General features: G+C 60.5%; 20 protein-coding genes. 17 read left to right on the forward strand and 3 right to left on the reverse strand.

The genetic code is table 11. The annotated features are described in order from the left end of the window. Nucleotides 1-20 precede the first annotated feature (20 nt). The 7 genes from ACUTSC_RS15035 (at nucleotide 21) to ACUTSC_RS15065 (ending at nucleotide 7,251) form a co-directional block, all read left to right on the forward strand. Nucleotides 21-719, forward strand: a complete 699-nt coding sequence (locus ACUTSC_RS15035) for a CoA transferase subunit A (protein ID WP_049212496.1) — start codon at nucleotides 21-23, stop codon at nucleotides 717-719. Nucleotides 720-730: 11 nt separating this feature from the next. Further along, a complete protein-coding gene (locus ACUTSC_RS15040) occupies nucleotides 731-1,384 on the forward strand; it encodes a CoA transferase subunit B (RefSeq protein ID WP_197767065.1) in 654 nt (217 codons plus the stop codon). Nucleotides 1,385-1,398: 14 nt separating this feature from the next. Continuing rightward, nucleotides 1,399-2,583 (forward strand): acetyl-CoA C-acyltransferase, encoded by a 1,185-nt coding sequence (locus ACUTSC_RS15045; protein ID WP_197767064.1) that lies wholly within the window; start codon nucleotides 1,399-1,401, stop codon nucleotides 2,581-2,583. Between the two features lie 18 nt (nucleotides 2,584-2,601). Further along, a complete protein-coding gene (locus tag ACUTSC_RS15050; protein WP_060422138.1) occupies nucleotides 2,602-3,525 on the forward strand; it encodes a 3-hydroxyacyl-CoA dehydrogenase family protein in 924 nt (307 codons plus the stop codon). Between the two features lie 45 nt (nucleotides 3,526-3,570). Continuing rightward, on the forward strand, nucleotides 3,571-4,962 hold the full coding sequence (locus ACUTSC_RS15055; protein ID WP_033641736.1) for a GntP family permease: 1,392 nt from the start codon (nucleotides 3,571-3,573) through the stop codon (nucleotides 4,960-4,962). Nucleotides 4,963-4,974: 12 nt separating this feature from the next. Continuing rightward, nucleotides 4,975-5,745, forward strand: coding sequence for a 3-hydroxybutyrate dehydrogenase (locus ACUTSC_RS15060; protein ID WP_197767063.1), 771 nt, complete (start codon nucleotides 4,975-4,977; stop codon nucleotides 5,743-5,745). Between the two features lie 369 nt (nucleotides 5,746-6,114). Further along, a complete protein-coding gene (locus ACUTSC_RS15065) occupies nucleotides 6,115-7,251 on the forward strand; it encodes a porin (protein ID WP_060440835.1) in 1,137 nt (378 codons plus the stop codon). Between the two features lie 38 nt (nucleotides 7,252-7,289). On the opposite strand, the gene ACUTSC_RS15070 is transcribed toward ACUTSC_RS15065, so the two are convergent. Further along, entirely contained in the window at nucleotides 7,290-8,111 is an 822-nt protein-coding gene (locus ACUTSC_RS15070) for an AraC family transcriptional regulator (protein ID WP_019453262.1), read from the reverse strand. A 120-nt stretch (nucleotides 8,112-8,231) separates the two neighbouring features. Here ACUTSC_RS15070 and ACUTSC_RS15075 point away from each other — a divergent pair, with 120 nt between their 5' ends. The 3 genes from ACUTSC_RS15075 (at nucleotide 8,232) to ACUTSC_RS15085 (ending at nucleotide 10,648) form a co-directional block, all read left to right on the forward strand. Then, nucleotides 8,232-8,609, forward strand: a complete 378-nt coding sequence (locus ACUTSC_RS15075) for a hypothetical protein (RefSeq protein WP_033648561.1) — start codon at nucleotides 8,232-8,234, stop codon at nucleotides 8,607-8,609. A gap of 10 nt (nucleotides 8,610-8,619) precedes the next feature. Continuing rightward, nucleotides 8,620-9,495: a helix-turn-helix domain-containing protein gene (locus tag ACUTSC_RS15080; RefSeq protein ID WP_033652832.1), complete on the forward strand. Its 876-nt coding sequence runs from the start codon at nucleotides 8,620-8,622 to the stop codon at nucleotides 9,493-9,495. 232 nt (nucleotides 9,496-9,727) lie between these two features. Continuing rightward, the gene (locus ACUTSC_RS15085; RefSeq protein ID WP_063991649.1) at nucleotides 9,728-10,648 is read left to right on the forward strand and encodes a L,D-transpeptidase family protein; all 921 of its coding nucleotides are present in this window, start codon (nucleotides 9,728-9,730) and stop codon (nucleotides 10,646-10,648) included. 92 nt (nucleotides 10,649-10,740) lie between these two features. Here ACUTSC_RS15085 and ACUTSC_RS15090 read toward each other — a convergent pair whose 3' ends face one another. Then, nucleotides 10,741-11,157, reverse strand: a complete 417-nt coding sequence (locus ACUTSC_RS15090) for a MarR family winged helix-turn-helix transcriptional regulator (protein WP_060422158.1) — start codon at nucleotides 11,155-11,157, stop codon at nucleotides 10,741-10,743. Nucleotides 11,158-11,340: 183 nt separating this feature from the next. Here ACUTSC_RS15090 and ACUTSC_RS15095 point away from each other — a divergent pair, with 183 nt between their 5' ends. From ACUTSC_RS15095 to idi, 4 genes are read left to right on the forward strand one after another with little or no spacing between them, the layout of a single operon-like run. Beyond that, nucleotides 11,341-11,928: a non-oxidative hydroxyarylic acid decarboxylases subunit B gene (locus ACUTSC_RS15095; protein ID WP_197767062.1), complete on the forward strand. Its 588-nt coding sequence runs from the start codon at nucleotides 11,341-11,343 to the stop codon at nucleotides 11,926-11,928. A 2-nt stretch (nucleotides 11,929-11,930) separates the two neighbouring features. Further along, nucleotides 11,931-13,358, forward strand: coding sequence for a non-oxidative hydroxyarylic acid decarboxylases subunit C (locus tag ACUTSC_RS15100; protein WP_084826895.1), 1,428 nt, complete (start codon nucleotides 11,931-11,933; stop codon nucleotides 13,356-13,358). A gap of 9 nt (nucleotides 13,359-13,367) precedes the next feature. Beyond that, entirely contained in the window at nucleotides 13,368-13,595 is a 228-nt protein-coding gene (locus ACUTSC_RS15105) for a non-oxidative hydroxyarylic acid decarboxylases subunit D (protein WP_149570994.1), read from the forward strand. Between the two features lie 42 nt (nucleotides 13,596-13,637). Beyond that, on the forward strand, nucleotides 13,638-14,219 hold the full coding sequence (gene idi / locus ACUTSC_RS15110) for an isopentenyl-diphosphate Delta-isomerase (protein ID WP_197767061.1): 582 nt from the start codon (nucleotides 13,638-13,640) through the stop codon (nucleotides 14,217-14,219). Between the two features lie 50 nt (nucleotides 14,220-14,269). Here the strand turns inward: idi and ACUTSC_RS15115 are convergent, their stop codons facing one another. Further along, nucleotides 14,270-14,572 (reverse strand): DUF5862 family protein, encoded by a 303-nt coding sequence (locus tag ACUTSC_RS15115; RefSeq protein WP_004933246.1) that lies wholly within the window; start codon nucleotides 14,570-14,572, stop codon nucleotides 14,270-14,272. Nucleotides 14,573-15,102: 530 nt separating this feature from the next. Here ACUTSC_RS15115 and ACUTSC_RS15120 point away from each other — a divergent pair. From ACUTSC_RS15120 to ACUTSC_RS15130, 3 genes are read left to right on the forward strand one after another with little or no spacing between them, the layout of a single operon-like run. Further along, a complete protein-coding gene (locus ACUTSC_RS15120) occupies nucleotides 15,103-15,510 on the forward strand; it encodes an ExbD/TolR family protein (protein ID WP_033636945.1) in 408 nt (135 codons plus the stop codon). 1 nt (nucleotide 15,511) lies between these two features. Beyond that, entirely contained in the window at nucleotides 15,512-16,249 is a 738-nt protein-coding gene (locus tag ACUTSC_RS15125) for an energy transducer TonB (protein ID WP_197767060.1), read from the forward strand. Nucleotides 16,250-16,288: 39 nt separating this feature from the next. Then, nucleotides 16,289-18,532 (forward strand): TonB-dependent receptor domain-containing protein, encoded by a 2,244-nt coding sequence (locus ACUTSC_RS15130; RefSeq protein ID WP_197767059.1) that lies wholly within the window; start codon nucleotides 16,289-16,291, stop codon nucleotides 18,530-18,532. Nucleotides 18,533-18,555 lie beyond the last annotated feature (23 nt).

Below are 18,555 nucleotides of genomic sequence, written 5' to 3' on the forward strand. Positions count from 1 at the left end.
CAACATGCAGGGGCAACGATATGGCAGGGCTCGACAAACGCGTCGGCAGCTACCAGGAAGCGCTGGCAGGCCTGACGGACAACATGACGGTGCTGGCGGGCGGCTTTGGCCTGTGCGGCATCCCGGAAAATCTGATCGAAGAGATCCGCCGGCGCGGCGTGCGCGGGTTGACGGTGGTCTCCAACAACTGCGGCGTCGATGGGTTCGGCCTCGGGCGGCTGCTGGAAACCCAGCAGATCCGCAAGGTGGTGGGATCTTACGTCGGCGAAAACGCGCTGTTCGAGCAGCAGGCGCTCAGCGGCGAACTGGAGGTGGATCTCACCCCACAGGGCACGCTGGCGGAGAAGATCCGCGCCGGCGGCGCCGGTATCCCGGCGTTCTTCACCGCCACCGGTTACGGTACGCCGATCGCCGAAGGCAAAGAGGTGCGCGAGTTCAACGGCCGCCCTTACATCATGGAAACCGCCATCACCGGCGATTTCGCCATCGTTAAGGGCTGGAAGGCCGATCACTTCGGCAACGTCATCTACCGCCACACCGCACAGAACTTCAATCCGCTGATGGCGACCGCCGGGCGCATCACGGTGGTGGAAGTGGAAGAGATCGTCGCGCCGGGCGAGCTGGATCCGGCGGCGATCCATACCCCCGGCATCTACGTCGATCGGTTGATTCAGGGCACCTTCGAAAAGCGTATCGAACAACGCACCCTGCGGGCATAAGGAGAATTCGCATGCTTACCCGTGAACAAATGGCGCAGCGCGTGGCGCAAGAGCTGAGGGACGGTTACTACGTCAACCTGGGCATCGGCATCCCGACGCTGGTGGCCAACTATGTGCCGGCGGGCATGGACGTGATGCTGCAGTCGGAAAACGGCCTGCTGGGGATGGGCGAGTTCCCGACCGAGCAGCAGCTGGACGCCGACATGATCAACGCCGGCAAGCAGACGGTCACCGCGCGCCTCGGCGCGTCGATCTTCGATTCGGCGCAGTCGTTCGCCATGATCCGCGGCGGCCACGTCGATCTGACCGTACTGGGGGCGTTTGAAGTGGACGTCGGGGGCAACATCGCCTCGTGGATGATCCCCGGCAAGATGGTCAAGGGCATGGGCGGCGCGATGGATTTGGTGGCGGGGGCGGAGAACATCATCGTGGTGATGACCCACGCCTCGAAGGGCGGCGAGTCCAAGCTGCTGCCGCGCTGCACGCTGCCGCTGACCGGCGCCAACTGCATCCGCAAGGTATTGACCGATCTGGCCTATCTGGAAATTGAAGACGGCGCCTTCGTGCTGCGCGAACGCGCGCCGGGCGTCAGCGTGGCGGAGATTGTCGCCAAAACCGCCGGCCGGCTGATCGTGCCGGAGCATGTGCCGGAAATGCGTTTCTGAAACGGGAGGTGAATGTGCAACAACGTGAAGTGGTGATTGTGGCGGCGACGCGCACGCCGGTCGGCAGTTTTCACGGCGCGCTGGCGCCGCTGACGGCGGTGGAACTGGGCACGGCGGCGGTGCAGGGGCTGCTGGCGCAAAGCGGCGTGGCGCCGCAGCAGATCGATGAAGTGATCCTCGGCCAGGTGCTGACCGCCGGCTGCGGGCAGAATCCGGCGCGCCAGACCGCGCTGAATGCCGGGCTGCCCGTGACGACGCCGGCGCTGACCATCAACAAGGTGTGCGGCTCTGGTTTGAAGGCGGTGCATCTGGCGGTGCAGGCGATCCGCAGCGGCGACGCCGAGGCGGTGATCGCCGGCGGCCAGGAGAGCATGAGCCAGTCGCCTTACCTGATGGCCGGCGCGCGCGCCGGTCTGCGCCTCGGTCACGCGCAGATGGTCGACAGCGTGATCCACGATGGCCTGTGGGATGCCTTCAACGACTACCACATGGGCATCACCGCCGAGAACCTGGCGGAGAAATACGCCATCAGCCGCGCCGAGCAGGACAGCTTTGCGCTGCGCTCGCAGCAGAAGGCGCAGGCGGCGCAGCAGGCCGGGCGTTTCGCGCAGGAGATCACGCCAGTGACGGTGCCGAAGCCGAAGGGCGAAGCGTTGCTTGTTAAGCACGACGAACAGCCGCGCGACACCAGCCTGGAGGCGCTGGCGCGGCTGCGCCCGGCGTTCCGTAAGGAGGGCACGGTAACCGCCGGCAACGCCTCGTCGCTCAACGACGGCGCCGCCGTGGTGCTGCTGATGAGCGCGGAAAAAGCCGCCGCGCTGCGTTTGCCGGTGCTGGCGCGCATCGCCGGTTACGCGTCGTCGGGCGTCGATCCGGCGATCATGGGCATCGGCCCGGCGCCGGCCGCGCGCCGCTGCCTGGAGAAAGCCGGCTGGCGGCTGGACGAGGTCGATCTGATCGAAGCCAACGAAGCCTTCGCCGCGCAGGCGCTGGCGGTGGGCAAAGAACTGGGCTGGGAGGCGGAGCGGGTCAACGTCAACGGCGGGGCGATCGCGCTGGGGCATCCGATCGGCGCGTCCGGCTGTCGCATTTTGGTGTCGCTGCTGTACGAAATGCAGCGCCGCGGGGTGAACAAGGGGCTGGCGACGCTGTGCATCGGCGGCGGGCAGGGCGTGGCGCTGGCGGTAGAGCGCCCGTAAACAACCGAGGAGGGCACGATGCAGTCATCTGACTATGCGGTACTGGGCGCCGGATTGATGGGGGTGGGCATCGCCACCCACTTTATTCGCCACGGCCATGAGGTGCTGCTGTATGACCCGGATCCGCAGCGGCGGGTGGAGGCGCCGGCGGTGGCGAGCGGCATTCTGGCCGAGCTGAGCGACGTCGGGCAGTTTGATAACGCTGAGCGCGACGCGGCGCTGGCGCGCCTGCGCGTGACCGGCGAGCTGAACGACGTGGCGCGCGCCCGGCTGCTTATTGAGGCGATCCCGGAACGGCTCGAGCTGAAGCACGCGCTGTATGAGCAGTTGGAAGGGCTGATCGCCGACGACGCGGTGATTGCCAGCAACACCAGCGGCCTGCCGCCGGACGAGCTGGCGGCGCGCATGACCCACCCGCAGCGCCTGCTGATCGCCCACTTCTGGCACCCGCCGCACCTGATCCCGTTGGTGGAGATCGTGCCCGGCCGCGCCACCGATCCGCGCCATCTGGCGGCGGTGCAGGCGCTGCTCGGCGGGATGGCGCTGGAGGCGGTGCTGCTGGAGCGCGCCGCGCCGGGGTTTGTCGGCAACCGGCTGCAGTTTGCGGTGCTGCGTGAGGCGCTGCACATCGTCCACAGCGGCATCGCCAGCGCCGAGGTGGTGGATCAGGTGATGCGCGCCTCGCTGGGGCGGCGCTACGCCATGGTCGGCCCGCTGGAGGCCGCCGACATGACCGGGCTGCCGACGGTGGCGGACATCGCCCGCCACCTGTTCCCGGAACTGGCGACCGGCGACGAGATGATGGCGCTGGTGGAACAGCGGCTGCAGCGCGGCGATACCGGCCAGCGCAGCGGCCGGGGATTTTATCTTTGGGATGACGCACGCAGGGAACGCATTCAACGGCGACGGGCGCATCAGCTGCGCTTTGCGCTGAAACCGTAATTTCGCACTCCGTACCTGACAATAACAACGATACTGAGGTGACCGATGAGCGTTTTGATTGCCCTGGCAGCACTGGGATTACTGATGCTGGCCGCCTACCGCGGCTACAGCGTGATTTTGTTCGCCCCGATCGCCGCGCTGGGCGCGGTGCTGTTGACCGATCCCGGCGCGGTGGCGCCGACTTTCACCGGGCTGTTTATGGAGAAGATGGTCGGCTTCGTGAAGCTCTACTTCCCGGTGTTCCTGCTGGGGGCGGTGTTCGGCAAGCTGATCGAGCTGTCCGGCTTTTCCCGTTCGATCGTCGCGGCGGCGATCCGCATTCTCGGCCGGCGTCACGCCATTCCGGTGATCGTGCTGGTGTGCGCGCTGCTGACCTACGGCGGGGTGTCGCTGTTCGTGGTGGCGTTCGCGGTCTATCCGTTCGCCGCCGAGCTGTTCCGCCAGAGCGGTATCCCCAAGCGGCTGATCCCGGCCACCGTGGCGCTCGGCGCCTTCTCCTTCACCATGGACGCCTTGCCCGGCACGCCGCAGATCCAAAACATCATCCCGACCAGCTTCTTCGGCACCAATGCCTGGGCCGCGCCGTGGCTGGGGCTGATCGGCTCGCTGTTCATCATCGCGGTCGGTCTGCTGTATCTTGAACGCCAGCGGCGCAAGGCGCAGCTGAAGGGAGAAGGGTACGGTACCGATCTGCTGAACGAGCCGGAAACTCCGGACGACATCAACCTGCCGAACCCGCTGATCGCCATCCTGCCGTTGATTTTGGTCGGGGTATTCAACCTTGGCTTCACCCATTGGATCCCGCAGTGGTACGGCGCCAGCCACGAGCTGACGCTGCCGGGGCTGGCCAAACCGATCACCACCGACGTGGCGAAAATCACCGCCATCTGGGCGGTGGAAGCGGCGCTGGTGTCGGGTATTCTGCTGGTGGTGGTGTTCGGCTTTCGCAATATTCGCGGCCGGCTGGCGGAAGGCAGCAAGACGGCGGTCGGCGGCGCGATCCTGGCGGCGATGAACACCGCCTCCGAATATGGCTTCGGCGCGGTGATCGCCGCGCTGCCGGGCTTTTTGGTGCTGTCGCAGGCGCTGTCGGCGATCCCCAATCCGCTGCTGAACGAAGCGATTAGCGTCACCCTGTTGGCCGGCATCACCGGATCGGCCTCCGGCGGCATGAGCATCGCGCTGGCGGCGATGTCCGACAGCTTTATCGCCGCCGCCCATGCGGCACAGATTCCGCTGGAGGTGCTGCACCGGGTGGCCTCGATGGCCAGCGGCGGCATGGACACCTTGCCGCACAACGGCGCGGTGATCACCCTGCTGGCGATCACCGGCCTCAGCCACCGGCAGGCCTACGGCGGCATCTTCGCCATCACCCTGATCAAGAGCGCCGCGGTGCTGTTCGTGATCGGCGTGTTCTACCTGACCGGCATTGTTTAAAGGAGCGATACCATGAGTGTACAAGGCAAAACCGCGCTGGTGACCGGCTCGACCAGCGGCATCGGCCTCGGGATAGCGTCCGTGTTGGCCGCCGCCGGCGCGCGCGTGATCCTCAACGGCTTCGGCGACGTGGAGCAGGCGCAAGCGCAGGTCGCGCGGCTGGGCGCCGCGCCGGGTTATCACGGCGCCGATCTCGGCGATGCGGGCCAGATAGCTGACATGATGCAGTATGCCGAACGCGAGTTCGGCGGCGTGGACATTCTGGTGAACAACGCCGGCATTCAGCACGTGGCGCCGCTGGATCAGTTCCCGGTGGAGAAATGGAACGCCATCCTCGCCATCAACCTGTCGGCGGTGTTCCACACCTGCCGATTGGCGCTACCGGGGATGCGCGAGCGCAACTGGGGGCGCATCATCAACGTGGCGTCGGTACACGGGCTGGTGGCGTCGAAAGACAAGTCGGCCTATGTGGCGGCCAAGCACGGCGTGGTGGGGCTGACCAAGACGCTGGCGCTGGAGACCGCGCGCACGCCCGTCACCTGCAACGCCATCTGCCCCGGCTGGGTGCTGACGCCGCTGGTGCAGCAGCAGATCGACAAACGCATTGCCGCCGGGACCGATCCGCAGCAGGCGCGCGATGAACTGTTGGCGGAGAAGCAGCCTTCGCAAGCGTTCATCACGCCTGAGCAGCTCGGCGAGCTGGCGCTGTTCCTGTGCAGCGATGCGGCGGCGCAGGTGCGCGGCGCCGCCTGGAACATGGACGGCGGCTGGCTGGCGCAGTAGTGAATTCTCTCTCGGAGCGCGCAACGCGCTCCGTCGTTATTTCCCCTCATCAGTTAATTCCACTGCGTGACGGTTTACCTGCGGCAATAATATTTATTTGTTATTTGCTATTTTTATTCCCGGATAATCACGCCGGTTTATTTTGGGTGAAACGTGCGGATTGGTTTGTTTCGTGCTGCGGTTATTACATTATTTTTCTCCGCGTTACAGATGAACACGTTTTTGCTGAAATTAAATCCAACCTGAAATAATGACAGGTTATGGCGTGAATTTTTATATCTTGAGTGCGCTGTTCACATCGGGTAATTATTTCTGCGTGGCTTAAGACCACCGTGTTTATAACAATAATTTTTTCGGGCAGGGGTAATAATGAGAAAAAATACAACGCCAATATTCATTGGCGGCGTCTTGCTGTCGGCGTTATCCGCCGGCGCACAGGCCGAGATCACCATTCTGGATAAAAACCCGCAGAGCAATGTGTTGCTGGCGCCGCTCAGTGTAAAGGTGGGCGGCAGCATTCGCCCCGAGTGGATCTTCAATAACGGCCCGGAGCCGGGCTATGACAAAAACGGCCACGACGGCGGCACGCGTTTTCGCTTCAGTGGCGACTATGCGCTGACGCAGGATACCTCGATCATCGGCTATTACGAGTGGGGTGTCGATCTGGCGCACGCGCTCAGCTGGGACGGGCACTATAACGAAGACGGCAAGCGCGACTATCAGCGCCAGCTGTACGCCGGTTTCAAAGACGATCGTTACGGCACCCTGACCTACGGCCATCAATACGGCATCTATTATTCGGTGGTCGGTATCAAAAGCGACGTCTGGGATAACGATGGCCATGCAGGCGGCACCGGCATCGGTATTTCCGGCGATTATGACGGCGGCAATAAACCGAAAAACAGCATCAAGTACACCAATGATTTCGGGCCGGTAACGCTGTACGCCAACTATTTATTGCCGGAAGACGATCTGCACACCGCGGATAACCTGATTTATCGCCGCAAGGGCGGTGGCGGGCTGGGCTTCGATTACAAGGTGACGAAAGATTTCACCTTCAGCGCTGCCTACAGTTATACCGACGCGAAGATCAAAGACAATCTGTACAGCGAAAAGGATTATCACCAGCAGCTGTCCGGCACCGCGTTGACCTGGCAGCCGAACAACTGGTACATCGTCGGCACCGCCAGCTACTACAAAGACTATGTGCCAAGCACCCGCCAGCGCACGCTGTCGCACTTCTTCGCCGGTGACGGCTACGGGCTGGAAGGCTTCGTCGGTTACACCTTCAATATCGACAAGCCATTCCTCAAATCGATCCAGCCTTACGTGGCGGCGGACTCGCTGCGGCTGAAAGGTGACGAGGCATATCACGCCAACCACGTTTACCTCGGCGCGGGCACCACCATCGGTTACGGTCTGTCGGTGTATGTGGAGCGCACGCTGGCCAACAGCAGCGACAACGAGCCGGACTCCACCTGGATTACGGTGTTCTACGACTTCTGATTCTCACCTGCTCCAAGCCGGCGCCTGCGCCGGCTTTTTTACATGGTGATCGCGCCGCCCAGGGTTTCTCCAGAGGCGTTGCGCTCCGCCAGGTAGCGCGCCGGCGGTTTGCCCACCGCCTTTCTGAACATGGTGACGAAGCCGCTGGCGCTCTCGTAGCCCAGATCCAGCGCCACCGTCTGTACGCTCTCGCCCTGCGTCAGGCGCTGCAGCGCCAGCATCACGTGCAGCTGGCGTCGCCAGTGGCCGAAGCTCATGCCCATCTGCTGTTGCAAGGTGCGGCTGAGGGAGCGCTCGCTCATGCCGATGCGCTGCGCCCACTGCCCGAGGGTGGATTTGTCCGCCGGGCTGCTCAGCATGCCTTCGGTCAACTGCCGAATGCGCGCGTCGTCGGACACCGGCAGATGCAGGTTCTCGATCGGCGCGGCCGCCAGCTGGTCCAGCAATACCGCCGTCAGGCGCCCTTCGGCGCCCTGTTCGTCGTAGAGCGGCTCGAAGGTGCTGGCCTGCAGCAGCAGCTCGCGCAGCAGCGGCGAGACCGACAGCGTGCAGCAGTTTTGCGGCAGACCGGCGGCGGCATGTTGATCGACGAACAGGCAGTAGGCCTCGGTGGAGCCGGCGCCCTGAGCGTTGTGCAACACGTTGCCCGGCATCCACAGCGCGCACTGCGGCGGCACCAGCCACAGCCCGTTTTCCACTTCGCAGCGGATCATGCCGCGTACCGTATAGATCAGCTGCGCCTTCTGGTGGCGGTGCGGCTCGACTTCCCAATCCTGCTCAAGGGTCGAACCTTGCAGGGCAAACAGCGGACGCGGCACCTGATCGATATCCAGACAGTGACGGGGGATCTGTACTTTCATGAGAACAATTCTCAATTTGGCGGAATTGAAAAGTATTATGTCCTGATTGCGCAATGTGGTCTAGCGCCGGTGCCGATAAAGTAAGCGCCAGTCCTAAACCATTTCCTGAGGAAACTGATTATGTCATTGGATACCGCCGATTTTCCGCTGGTATGGATGCGCCAAAGCGGGCGCGATACCCAGGCCGAACTGGCCGAATTCAGCGCGCTGCTGGCACGCGCCGAACCCTTTGTCCTGATGACCGACCGCAGCGTCGGCGATGAAGAACAAGAACATGACCGCGATGCCCGCACCCAGGTCGCGCTGTGGAAGCGCGATAACCGCGAGGCGCTGAAGCTGTGGGTGAAAGGCATGATCATGCTGGAGCCGGACGACGCCAAACGCGCGGCGGCGGAAGAGTTTGCCGAATACGGCGCCAAATTTTGGGGCTACCCGGTGCTGGTGGCCGCCGATGAAGCCGCAGGCCGGGTATTGGCGCAGACGTTATTGTTAAAATAAGGGGAATACCATGCACCAGCAACAGGTGATTGAACAGCTGCTGGCCTGGATCGAGCAGAGCCTGGATCAGCCGCTGACGCTGGACGACATTGCCGCCAAGTCCGGCTACTCCAAGTGGCATTTGCAGCGGATGTTCAAGCAACATACCGGCCATATTCTCGGCACTTACGCCCGCCGCAGAAGGCTGACCGCCGCCGCGCGCGAACTGCGCCTGACCGGCACCAGCGTGGCCTGCATCGCCGATACTTACCAGTTCGATTCGCAGCAGACCTTCACCCGTTGCTTCCGCAAACAGTTCGGTCTGCCGCCGGCCAGCTATCGCCGCAGCCAGGATTGGTCGAGCTACGGCCTGCAGCCGCCGCTGCGGCTGACCGAAACGCCGTTGCCGCAGGCCGACATCGTGACGCTGCCCGCCATGCAGCTGGTGGGCAACACCCAGCGCCGCAGCTTTACGCTGGGGCAGCTGGCGGCTTCCAAGTGCGAGCTGCGCCGCCATGCCTGGCGGCAGCTGCTGCAGCCGCAGGCGCTGCCGGAGGTGGTATACGGCCTCACCAGTCTGGAGGTCGACAGGCAACGCCGGGGTAACCCGCGCATGGCCTATACCGCCGCTCTGCCGGACGAAGGGGCGATGGGGGAGCGGGTGACTATCGAACAGGGGGAGTATGCCCGTTTCACCTATCAAGGGCAGGCGGAAGGGTTACAAAACTTTATCGTGCGGCTGTACGACACCGCGATGCCGCAGATGAACGCCGTTCGCCGGCCGGGGCAGGATATCGAGCGTTTCTACCCGGCGCAGGAGGGCAGCTGCCCGCTCGGCGGCGCGGCGATCCGCTGCGAATATCTGATCCCTATTCGGCGGGTGGAAGCGTTGGCCGCCGCCGGTTAGACGGCGGTTCTCGCAAAAAGTCGCCTTCGTGGCGCGTCAGGTTACAAAAAATTGCGATATTACATCGGTAATGGTTCACACTTTGATTGATGTGCACATATAATGCGCATCCGGTCAAATCCCCCTGGCTTTTCAGGCCGCAGCGCCGTTGGCTGCCGGCTGAAATTCATCGGGGCAAGGTGGCCGTAGAAACCGATATCCCTAATCGCCAGTGGCCTTGACCAACACGAAGATGAAAATGAGCATTCGCGCGTTATTAACCCTGTTTACGGCACTGGTTGCATTCAGCCAGGCTGCCTTCGCCGTCGTTTACCCGCTGCCGCCAAAAGACAGCCGTTTGGTGGGCGAGAATATCCAAATCACCGTACCGGAAGACAGCAAACTGCCGCTGGAAAGCTTTGCCGCCCAGTATCAGATGGGGCTGAGCAATATGCTGGAGGCCAACCCGGGCGTGGATCCGTTCCTGCCAAAGGCCGGCAGCACCCTGACCATCCCGCAGCAGTTGATCCTGCCGGATGCGCCGCGTGAAGGCATCATCATCAACAGCGCCGAGATGCGTCTGTACTACTACCCGAAAGGGTCCAACACCGTGGTGGTGCTGCCGATCGGTATCGGCCAGCTGGGTAAAGACACCCCGCTGAACTGGACCACTACCGTACAGCGCAAGAAAGACGGCCCGACCTGGACGCCGACCGCCAAGATGCGCGCCGAATATGCGGCCGACGGTGAAATTCTGCCTGCGGTGTTCCCGGCCGGCCCGGACAACCCGATGGGGCTGTATGCGCTGTATGTCGGCCGCCTGTACGCCATCCACGGCACCAACGCCAACTTCGGCATCGGCCTGCGCGTGAGCCACGGCTGCGTGCGTCTGCGCGCCGACGACATCAAGTACCTGTTCGATAACGTGCCGGTCGGCACCCGCGTGCAGTTCATCAACGAACCGATGAAAGCCACCGTCGAACCGGACGGCTCGCGCTACGTGGAAGTGCACAATCCGCTGTCGGCCAACGAAGAGCAGCTGCAATCGAAAGATCCGGTGCCGCTGACCATCTCCGCGCCGGTCGGCAAAGTGCTGATGGACGCCGGCGTCAACCAGAGCGAAGTGGACGCGGCGATCAAGGCCCGTTCCGGTATGCCGGTGAAAGTGAACTGATCGCCTCGGGCTTCAGTGAACGCGATAAAAAGACGCCTGCGGGCGTCTTTTTTTATGGCTGTTGAACCTTTATCTCTGCCGAGAGGGTTAATTTATTTTTTTCCCACCATCGTCTGTAAAGCGAAAAGCGCCGACTCATATTGCTCTTTATTGACCCGTTCAAGGTACCTGTTATCAATCGCGTCGGCGATTGGGCGGCTGGCTTCGAACAGCGCCTGTCCCGCAGGCGTCAGGTAAATAAATCGGCGGCGCTTGTCCTGCTCGCCTGCTTCACGCTTTAACAGACCTTTCCCTTCCATTCGGCTGAGTAATTCAGCCAGCGCGGCTTTACTGCTGATTGCCGCCTCCATTAACTCGACTTGCTCAATACCCGGAGTTTCTGAAACGGTGGCCAGAATGGAATATTGCTGTTTACTGAGTTCAGGGAGCGATTTCTGCCATTGAGAACTATGATCCTGAAGCAACTCGCGGATGAGATGGAAAAAAGTATTGGCCAGCGTTCTGTTCATACGTTTATTCCTTAAGAGGAAAAAAGCGAGCAATAATATCAATATAACAAAACTGACCGCTAAGAGATACTTGCCCTGGCAGGTCGTTCGTTTACGAACGGTTACATCTTGCCCGCTTGTTTTATCCCGATCCCAGGGCTAGATTTGACATATTGTTCGTATACGAACTTTGTCGGGGTAGGCATGAGATTAACGATCGCGATGACGGGCGCTACCGGGGCACCGCTCGGTACGGCGCTTCTCCAGGCCCTGAAAGATATCGAAGGTATAGAGACGCATTTGATCTTGAGCCGGTGGGCCAAAAAGACCATTGAACTTGAAACAAAGCACAGCGTACGTGACGTGATGGCGATGGCTGATGTCACACACAGTGCGGCCGACCAGGCCGCCACGATCTCCTCGGGTTCATTTCGCATGGATGGCATGATCATTATTCCCTGCAGCATGAAAACGTTGGCGGGAATTCGCGCGGGTTATGCCGAGGGGCTTATTGGCAGAGCGGCGGATGTCATGATTAAAGAAGGGCGGAAGCTGGTGTTGGTTCCAAGGGAAACGCCGCTGAGCGCTATCCATCTGGAAAATATGCTGGCGCTCTCGAAGCTGGGCGCTTCATTGGTCCCCCCGATGCCCGCTTATTATAACCATCCCACTCATATTGATGACGTCACCGATCATATTGTCGCACGGGTTCTGGACCAGTTTGGCCTTGATTACAGCCGGGCAAAACGCTGGGCTGGATTAAAAAAAGAGGTTTACAGTCAGGAGGGTTAAATATGGCTTATGACGATCTTCGAAGTTATTTGGCGGCATTGGATAAGGCCGGGCAATTACTCGACATTGCCGAGGAGGTGCAGGCGGAACCGGATATCGCCGCGGCGGCCAACGCCACCGGAAGAATCGGTGAGGGCGCCCCCGCCATTGCATTCAGGAACATTAAAGGCTTTGAACATGCGCATGTGGTGATGAACACCCTCGGCTCATGGCAGAATCACGCCATCGCGCTGGGCCTGCCGCCGACCACGCCGGTGAAACAGCAAATCGATGAGTATATTCGCCGCTGGGATCATTTCCCTGTCTCTGCAGAGCGCCGCGATAATCCGCCCTGGGCGCAGAATGAGGTCAACGGCGAGGAGATTAATCTGTTTGAAATCCTGCCGTTGTTTCGCCTAAACGACGGCGACGGCGGTTTTTATCTGGATAAGGCCTGCGTCGTTTCCCGTGATCCTGAAGATCCCGCTCATTTCGGCAAGCAAAACGTCGGCATTTACCGTATGGAGGTGAAGGGCAAACGCAAGCTGGGTTTGCAACCGGTGCCGATGCACGACATCGCGCTGCATCTGCATAAAGCCGAAGAGCGCGGTGAGGATCTGCCGATTGCCATTACGCTGGGCAATGATCCCATCATTACGCTGATGGGGGCGACGCCGTTGAAATACGATCAGTCGGAGTATGAGATGGCCGGCGCCCTGCGCGAAAGCCCCTATCCGATAGCGACGGCCCCTTTGACCGGCTTCGATGTGCCGTGGGGGTCTGAAGTGATCATCGAAGGGGTGATTGAAGGCCGCAAGCGCGAGATTGAAGGCCCGTTCGGCGAATTTACGGGCCATTATTCCGGCGGCCGCAACATGACGGTGGTGCGTATCGATAAGGTTTCTTACCGAACACGGCCGATTTTTGAATCCCTGTATCTGGGCATGCCCTGGACAGAAATCGACTATCTGATGGGGCCGGCCACCTGCGTGCCGTTGTATCAGCAGCTGAAAGCCGAGTTTCCGGAAGTGCAGGCGGTCAATGCGATGTATACCCACGGGCTGCTCGTCATCATTTCCACCAAAAAGCGTTACGGCGGCTTCGCGCGCGCGGTGGGGATGCGGGCAATGACCACGCCGCACGGATTGGGCTATGTGAAAATGGTGATCATGGTCGATGAGGATGTCGATCCCTTCAATCTGCCGCAGGTCATGTGGGCGCTGTCCGCCAAGGTCAATCCGGCCGGCGATCTGGTGCAATTGCCGAACATGTCCGTGCTGGAACTGGATCCCGGCTCCAGCCCTGCGGGGATTACCGACAAGTTGATCATCGACGCGACAACGCCGGTGGCTCCGGATGCGCGTGGCCACTACAGTCAGCCGGTCAAGGATTTACCTGAGACCGCCCTGTGGGTGGATAAATTAACCGCCATGTTGGCTAACCGTCCTTAAGGAGCTCCTATGATTTGTCCTCGTTGTGCCGATAAACAGATAGACGTCATGGCGCGTTCACCGGTCAAGGGCGTATGGACGGTATACCAGTGCCAGCACTGTCTTTATACCTGGCGGAATACCGAACCCGCCCGCAGAACGGAACGGGAGCATTATCCGCCTGAGTTTCGTATGACTCAGCAGGATATCGATAATGCGCCGGAAGTGCCGGCCATTCCTCCTCTTTTGACGAAATGAACCCAAAGACGGGCAAGAGCCCGTCTTTTGATGGAAATCGCGATGATGAATAACGAAGACGTCGTTTTGCTCGATGCCGCCTGGCAGCCTTGCGGAACGATGCCGAAAAATCAGGTGCACACGCATCATACGCCGCTGCATTTGGCCTTTTCATGCTATCTCTTTACCCCAGAGGGCAACGTGCTGGCCACAAGACGTGCGTTGAGTAAAACCGCCTGGCCGGGGGTTTGGACCAATTCCTTTTGCGGCCATCCTCTGCCGCAAGAGGCGCTGGCACAGGCGGTGATGCGCCGTGCCCAGGTTGAACTGGGCACGGAGGTGGAGCAGATAATGTTGCTGAGCGAAGCTTTCAGCTATCAGGCTACCGATGCGTCCGGCGTAATGGAAAATGAAGTTTGCCCGGTATTTGCCGCGCAAATAAAAGGCGCGCTCCATCGCAATCCGGATGAGGTCGCGGATTATGCCTGGGTCGAGCTCAATCATTTAATGGCGGCGGTAAAATTAACGCCTTTCGGTTTTAGCCCGTGGATGGTTTCGCAATTAAATACCGACGCGATAGCCGCAGGTTTGAAAGAATATCGGGATGCGATAATGGTCAAGTATTCAGCGGGCGGCGTAGGGTGAGGGCGGCAATAAAATAAATAGCCACCGCGGGGGTGACTATCTATTCGTGCTTACAGGCTGCCGCCGACCGAGGTCGAGGTGGAGCCGATAGTTTCGCGGAAATGTTTTGCGTAGTCCGCCACTTCCTGCTGCGTATGGGTCAGGCCATACAGCCCCAGCCCCACACCGCCTGCGACGCCGCCGATGATGGTACCGACCAGTTGGCCGACGGCACCGGCAATAAAGCCGCCGGCCCCTGCGGATTTGCCTGCAATCAGCGCGCCGGTCATGGCGCCGTCCAGCAACCCATCCCAGGCCGCGTTCAGATCGCCACCGCTAACGTACTGCTCTTCATATTGACTAAGTACTTTCATATACAATCCTTATAAATAAAAGGGTGACTTAGTGGGGTTAATTAATACCGAGAATAACGCTGTGGCGCTATTCCACTTTAAAAATATAACAGCTGATAATCTGTTGGCAATAATATATCCAATGAGGAATGTTGTTTGGTTATATATGCGACTATTTATTTTCTGTCGATATTTTTATGACAGGGGTTGAGAATATTCTTGGTTAAAAAAGGCGATATCACTGGAAACCCCATCATGCCCTTATTGCGGACGGGCTGAGGCGATTTCTTCTTGTCGTTGCCGTGGGCCCGCCGTGGCTGTCACTATTTTCACATTTCAGGCCCTGTCACCGGTGAGGAGAGTACGTCCGCCCTGTGATTATTCCATTAAAAACTATAGCTAATTAATGGGTTATATCTCCGCGCTCGCCTCCCGTCATTGAAAAAATTCTCGCAAAAAAAACCACACTGTGAAAATAAGATCACACAAGCGTAACAAAAGTTAAACATACCCCTCCTATATTGGCTGCTTCGCTTTTGGGAGGGAGTGTCATGCGTAACTGGAACGAACCGAAAAAGAACAAAGCGCACATCGAACTGATCCCGATGATCGACGTGATGATGTTTTTATTAGTGTTTTTCGTCTTGATTAGCCTGAACGTCATTCCGGCGCTCGGGCTGAAAACGCAGCTGCCGTCCGCCGGCAGCGCGCAACAGCTGAAACCGCAGAAGAAAGCGATCATCACGCTGGGGGCCGACGAACAGCTGCAGCTGGATGGCCAGCCGATCGCGCTCGGCGCGTTGGTCAACACGCTGAAGCAACAGCAGCAGGCCAACCAGACCACCACCATCATCGTCAACAGCGACAAGGGTGTGGCGGTCGAGCGGCTGGTGGCGGTCATGGACAACCTGCGCCAGGGCGGTTTCTTCTCCGTCTCCATCGCGACACGGAAGCTGTGACATGTATCTGCTCTATCGCTCACGTCATCTTTTCAGCTGGCTGCCGGCGCTGATTGTCGCCGGTTGCCTGCTGTTCGCCAGCCAGCAGGCGGCGCTGAAGATCCAGCCGCGCTACGACGAAACCGCCATCGAACTGGCGCTGGTGGAGCCTGAACCGGCGCCTGAACCCCAACCGGAAACGCCGCCGGAACCCCAGCCCGAACCGCCGCCGCCCGAGCCGGAGCCGATCCCCGAACCGGTGGTGCCGGCGCCGGAGCCGATCGTGGAAGCCAAACCGGTGCCGAAACCGCAGCCGAAGCCCAAACCCAAACCGGTGAAAGAGAAAGCCAAACCGGTAGAGAAGCCTAAAGCGACGCCGGCGCCTGCCGCCCCGCGCGCGCTGGTGAGCAAACCGGCGGCGCAGCCCGCACCGGCCGCGCCGAAGGTGAACGCGCAGGCGATTGAAAACGGCTATCTGCTGGCCTTGCGCCGCGAGCTGGAACAGCGCAAGCGCTACCCGAGCGGGCGCCAGGCTTCGCTCGAGCGCCCGCAGGGCAACGTCGAAGTGTGGCTGGAGGTCGATCGCAGCGGGCGGGTGCTCTCTTCCGGCATCGCCAACAAAGCCGCCAGCATGTTGCTGAACCGCGCGGCGATGAGCAGCCTGCAAAGCATCAGTTCAGTAAAGCCGTTCCCGAGCGAGGCATTCGCCGGGCAAACAACCAAAAGATTTACCGCGACGTTCAATTATCAGGCGCCTTAGCGCAAGGGTTAATCGTTTGATTTTTATGGGATGCACACAATGAAATCGTTTAATCGTTCTGGGATCTATCTGGCGGTGATGTCGGCGATGCTGCCGGGCACCGCGCTGGCGGCCGACGCCACCGATGTCGGCACCATCAGCGTCAAGGGGCAGTCGCTCGGCGGCGGCATGATGGTGCAGGATGACAGCGCCAAGGCGCGCTCCACCGTCACCAAAGAGGCGATGGAAAAAATGCCGTCGGCGGCCAACGCCATCGACAAGTTGAAATACACGCCGGGCCTGAACGTCAACAGCAACGACGCCAGCGGCCTGAGCGGCGTGGACTACACCATGCGCGGCATGAATTCCGATCAGATCGGCCTGTCGATGGACGGCATTCCGATCAACGACTCCGGCAACTACGCGGTATACCCGAACCTGCTCGGCGATGCCGAGAACCTGGAAGAGGTGTTCGTCACCCAGGGGTCTTCCGAAGCGGACGGCCCGCACATCGGCTCCAGCGGCGGCAACATCGGCCTGGTGACGCGCCGCCCGGCGAAAGACTTCGGCGGTTTCGTCAAGCAGACGCTGGGCAGCAACAGCCTGAGCAAAACCTTCGCCCGCCTGGAGACCGGCGAGTACAACGGCTTCAGCAACTGGCTCTCCTATTCGCACACCGAGGCGAAGAAGTGGCGCGGCGAGGGGCGGCTGTACTCCGACAAGTTCGAGATGAACTCGCTGTACGAAGACGGCAACGGCAACAGCAGCAATCTGGTGATGAAGTACAACCGCCAGAACAACACCAACTACAACACCCTGAGCAAGGCGCAGTTCCAAAACGACGGCCGTGACACCGATTATGTCACCTCGCCGGAGTACAACAGCAAAGGGCAGTTGAACAAGTATTACAAGATTGAACGCAACCCGTTCGAGAACTTTACGCTGTCGTTCACCCAGAAACTGCAGCTGCGCGACAACCTGTCGCTGACTCTGCAACCGTATTACTACTGGGGTAACGGCGGCAGTTTCAACGGCCAGACGGCGTCGGTATTGTCCAGCACCTCGGACAGAGCCGGGCAGTATGACCTCAGCAACCTGCAGTCCAACACCTATTACCGCCCGTCGTGGACCCAAACCTGGCGGCCGGGTATCACCACCAAACTGAAGTGGGACATCAACGAGCAGCACAGCCTGGACGTCGGTTATTGGTACGAGCGCGCGCGTCAGCTGCAGACTCAGCCGTTCATCAGCATCAAGGGCGACGGCAACCCGTCGCAGATTTGGGGCCAGCCGGGCGACTCCGATCAGGTGAAGGACGCCAACGGCAACACCGTTCAGGGGCGCAACCAGTACACCATCACCCCGGCGCAGAAGGTGTGGCTGCAGGACACCTGGTTCGCCACGCCGGACTGGACCTTCGTCGGCGGCCTGGCCTATCAGTACGTCGAGCGCAAAGGGGACAACCGCGGCAGCCTGTACAACGTGCCGGAGAAGCGTAAAGCCACCTATCACGAATTCCTGCCGAACTTCAGCGCCAGTTATAAGGTGAACCAGGAAAACCAGGTGTTCTACAACCTGACGCGCAACATGCGCACACCGCCAAACTACGTGCTGTACAACGTCGGCGACTCGCTCAGCACCAAGCCGGAACTGAGCTGGAACCACGAACTGGGCTGGCGTTTCCAGCAGGAAGACATGCTGCTGAGCGCCACGCTGTTCTACATGCGCTACAGCGATCGCCAAATCTCCACCACCAACGCGGCCGGCGACTACGAGATGATGAACATCGGCAACGTGGAGAACAAAGGACTGGAGCTGGAGTGGAGCGGCCAGTTGCCGCATAACTTCAACTACTACACCTCTTATACCTACACCGAGTCGAAGCAGAAGAGCGACATCGTCAGCAACGGCGGACTGCCGCTGCCGACCTCCGGCAAAGAGGTGCCGAACGTGCCGAAAAACCTGCTGAACATGACGCTGGGTTACGACGACGGACTGTATTACGGCAGCGTCAGCGGCAAGTACGTCAGTTCGTTCTACGGCGATCTGACCAACGACGAGAAGATCGGCGGCCGCACGGTGTTCGATCTGGCGGCGGGGGTGCATCTGCCGGTGGACAAGAAAATCGTCAAAAGCGCCGCGCTGCGCTTTGGCATCAGCAACCTGTTTGACAAGGAATACCTGACCTCGGTGCGCACCACCACCTTTAACGCGGCGCCTTACGGCGGCGTGAAGGCCAGCACGCCGTATTACAACGTCGGCGAAGAACGCACCTTCAGCGTCTCGCTGGAAGCCACCTTTTAACTGAATACCCCGCCGCCTGCCGG

This window comes from Serratia sp. TSA_105.2 (assembly GCF_052692115.1).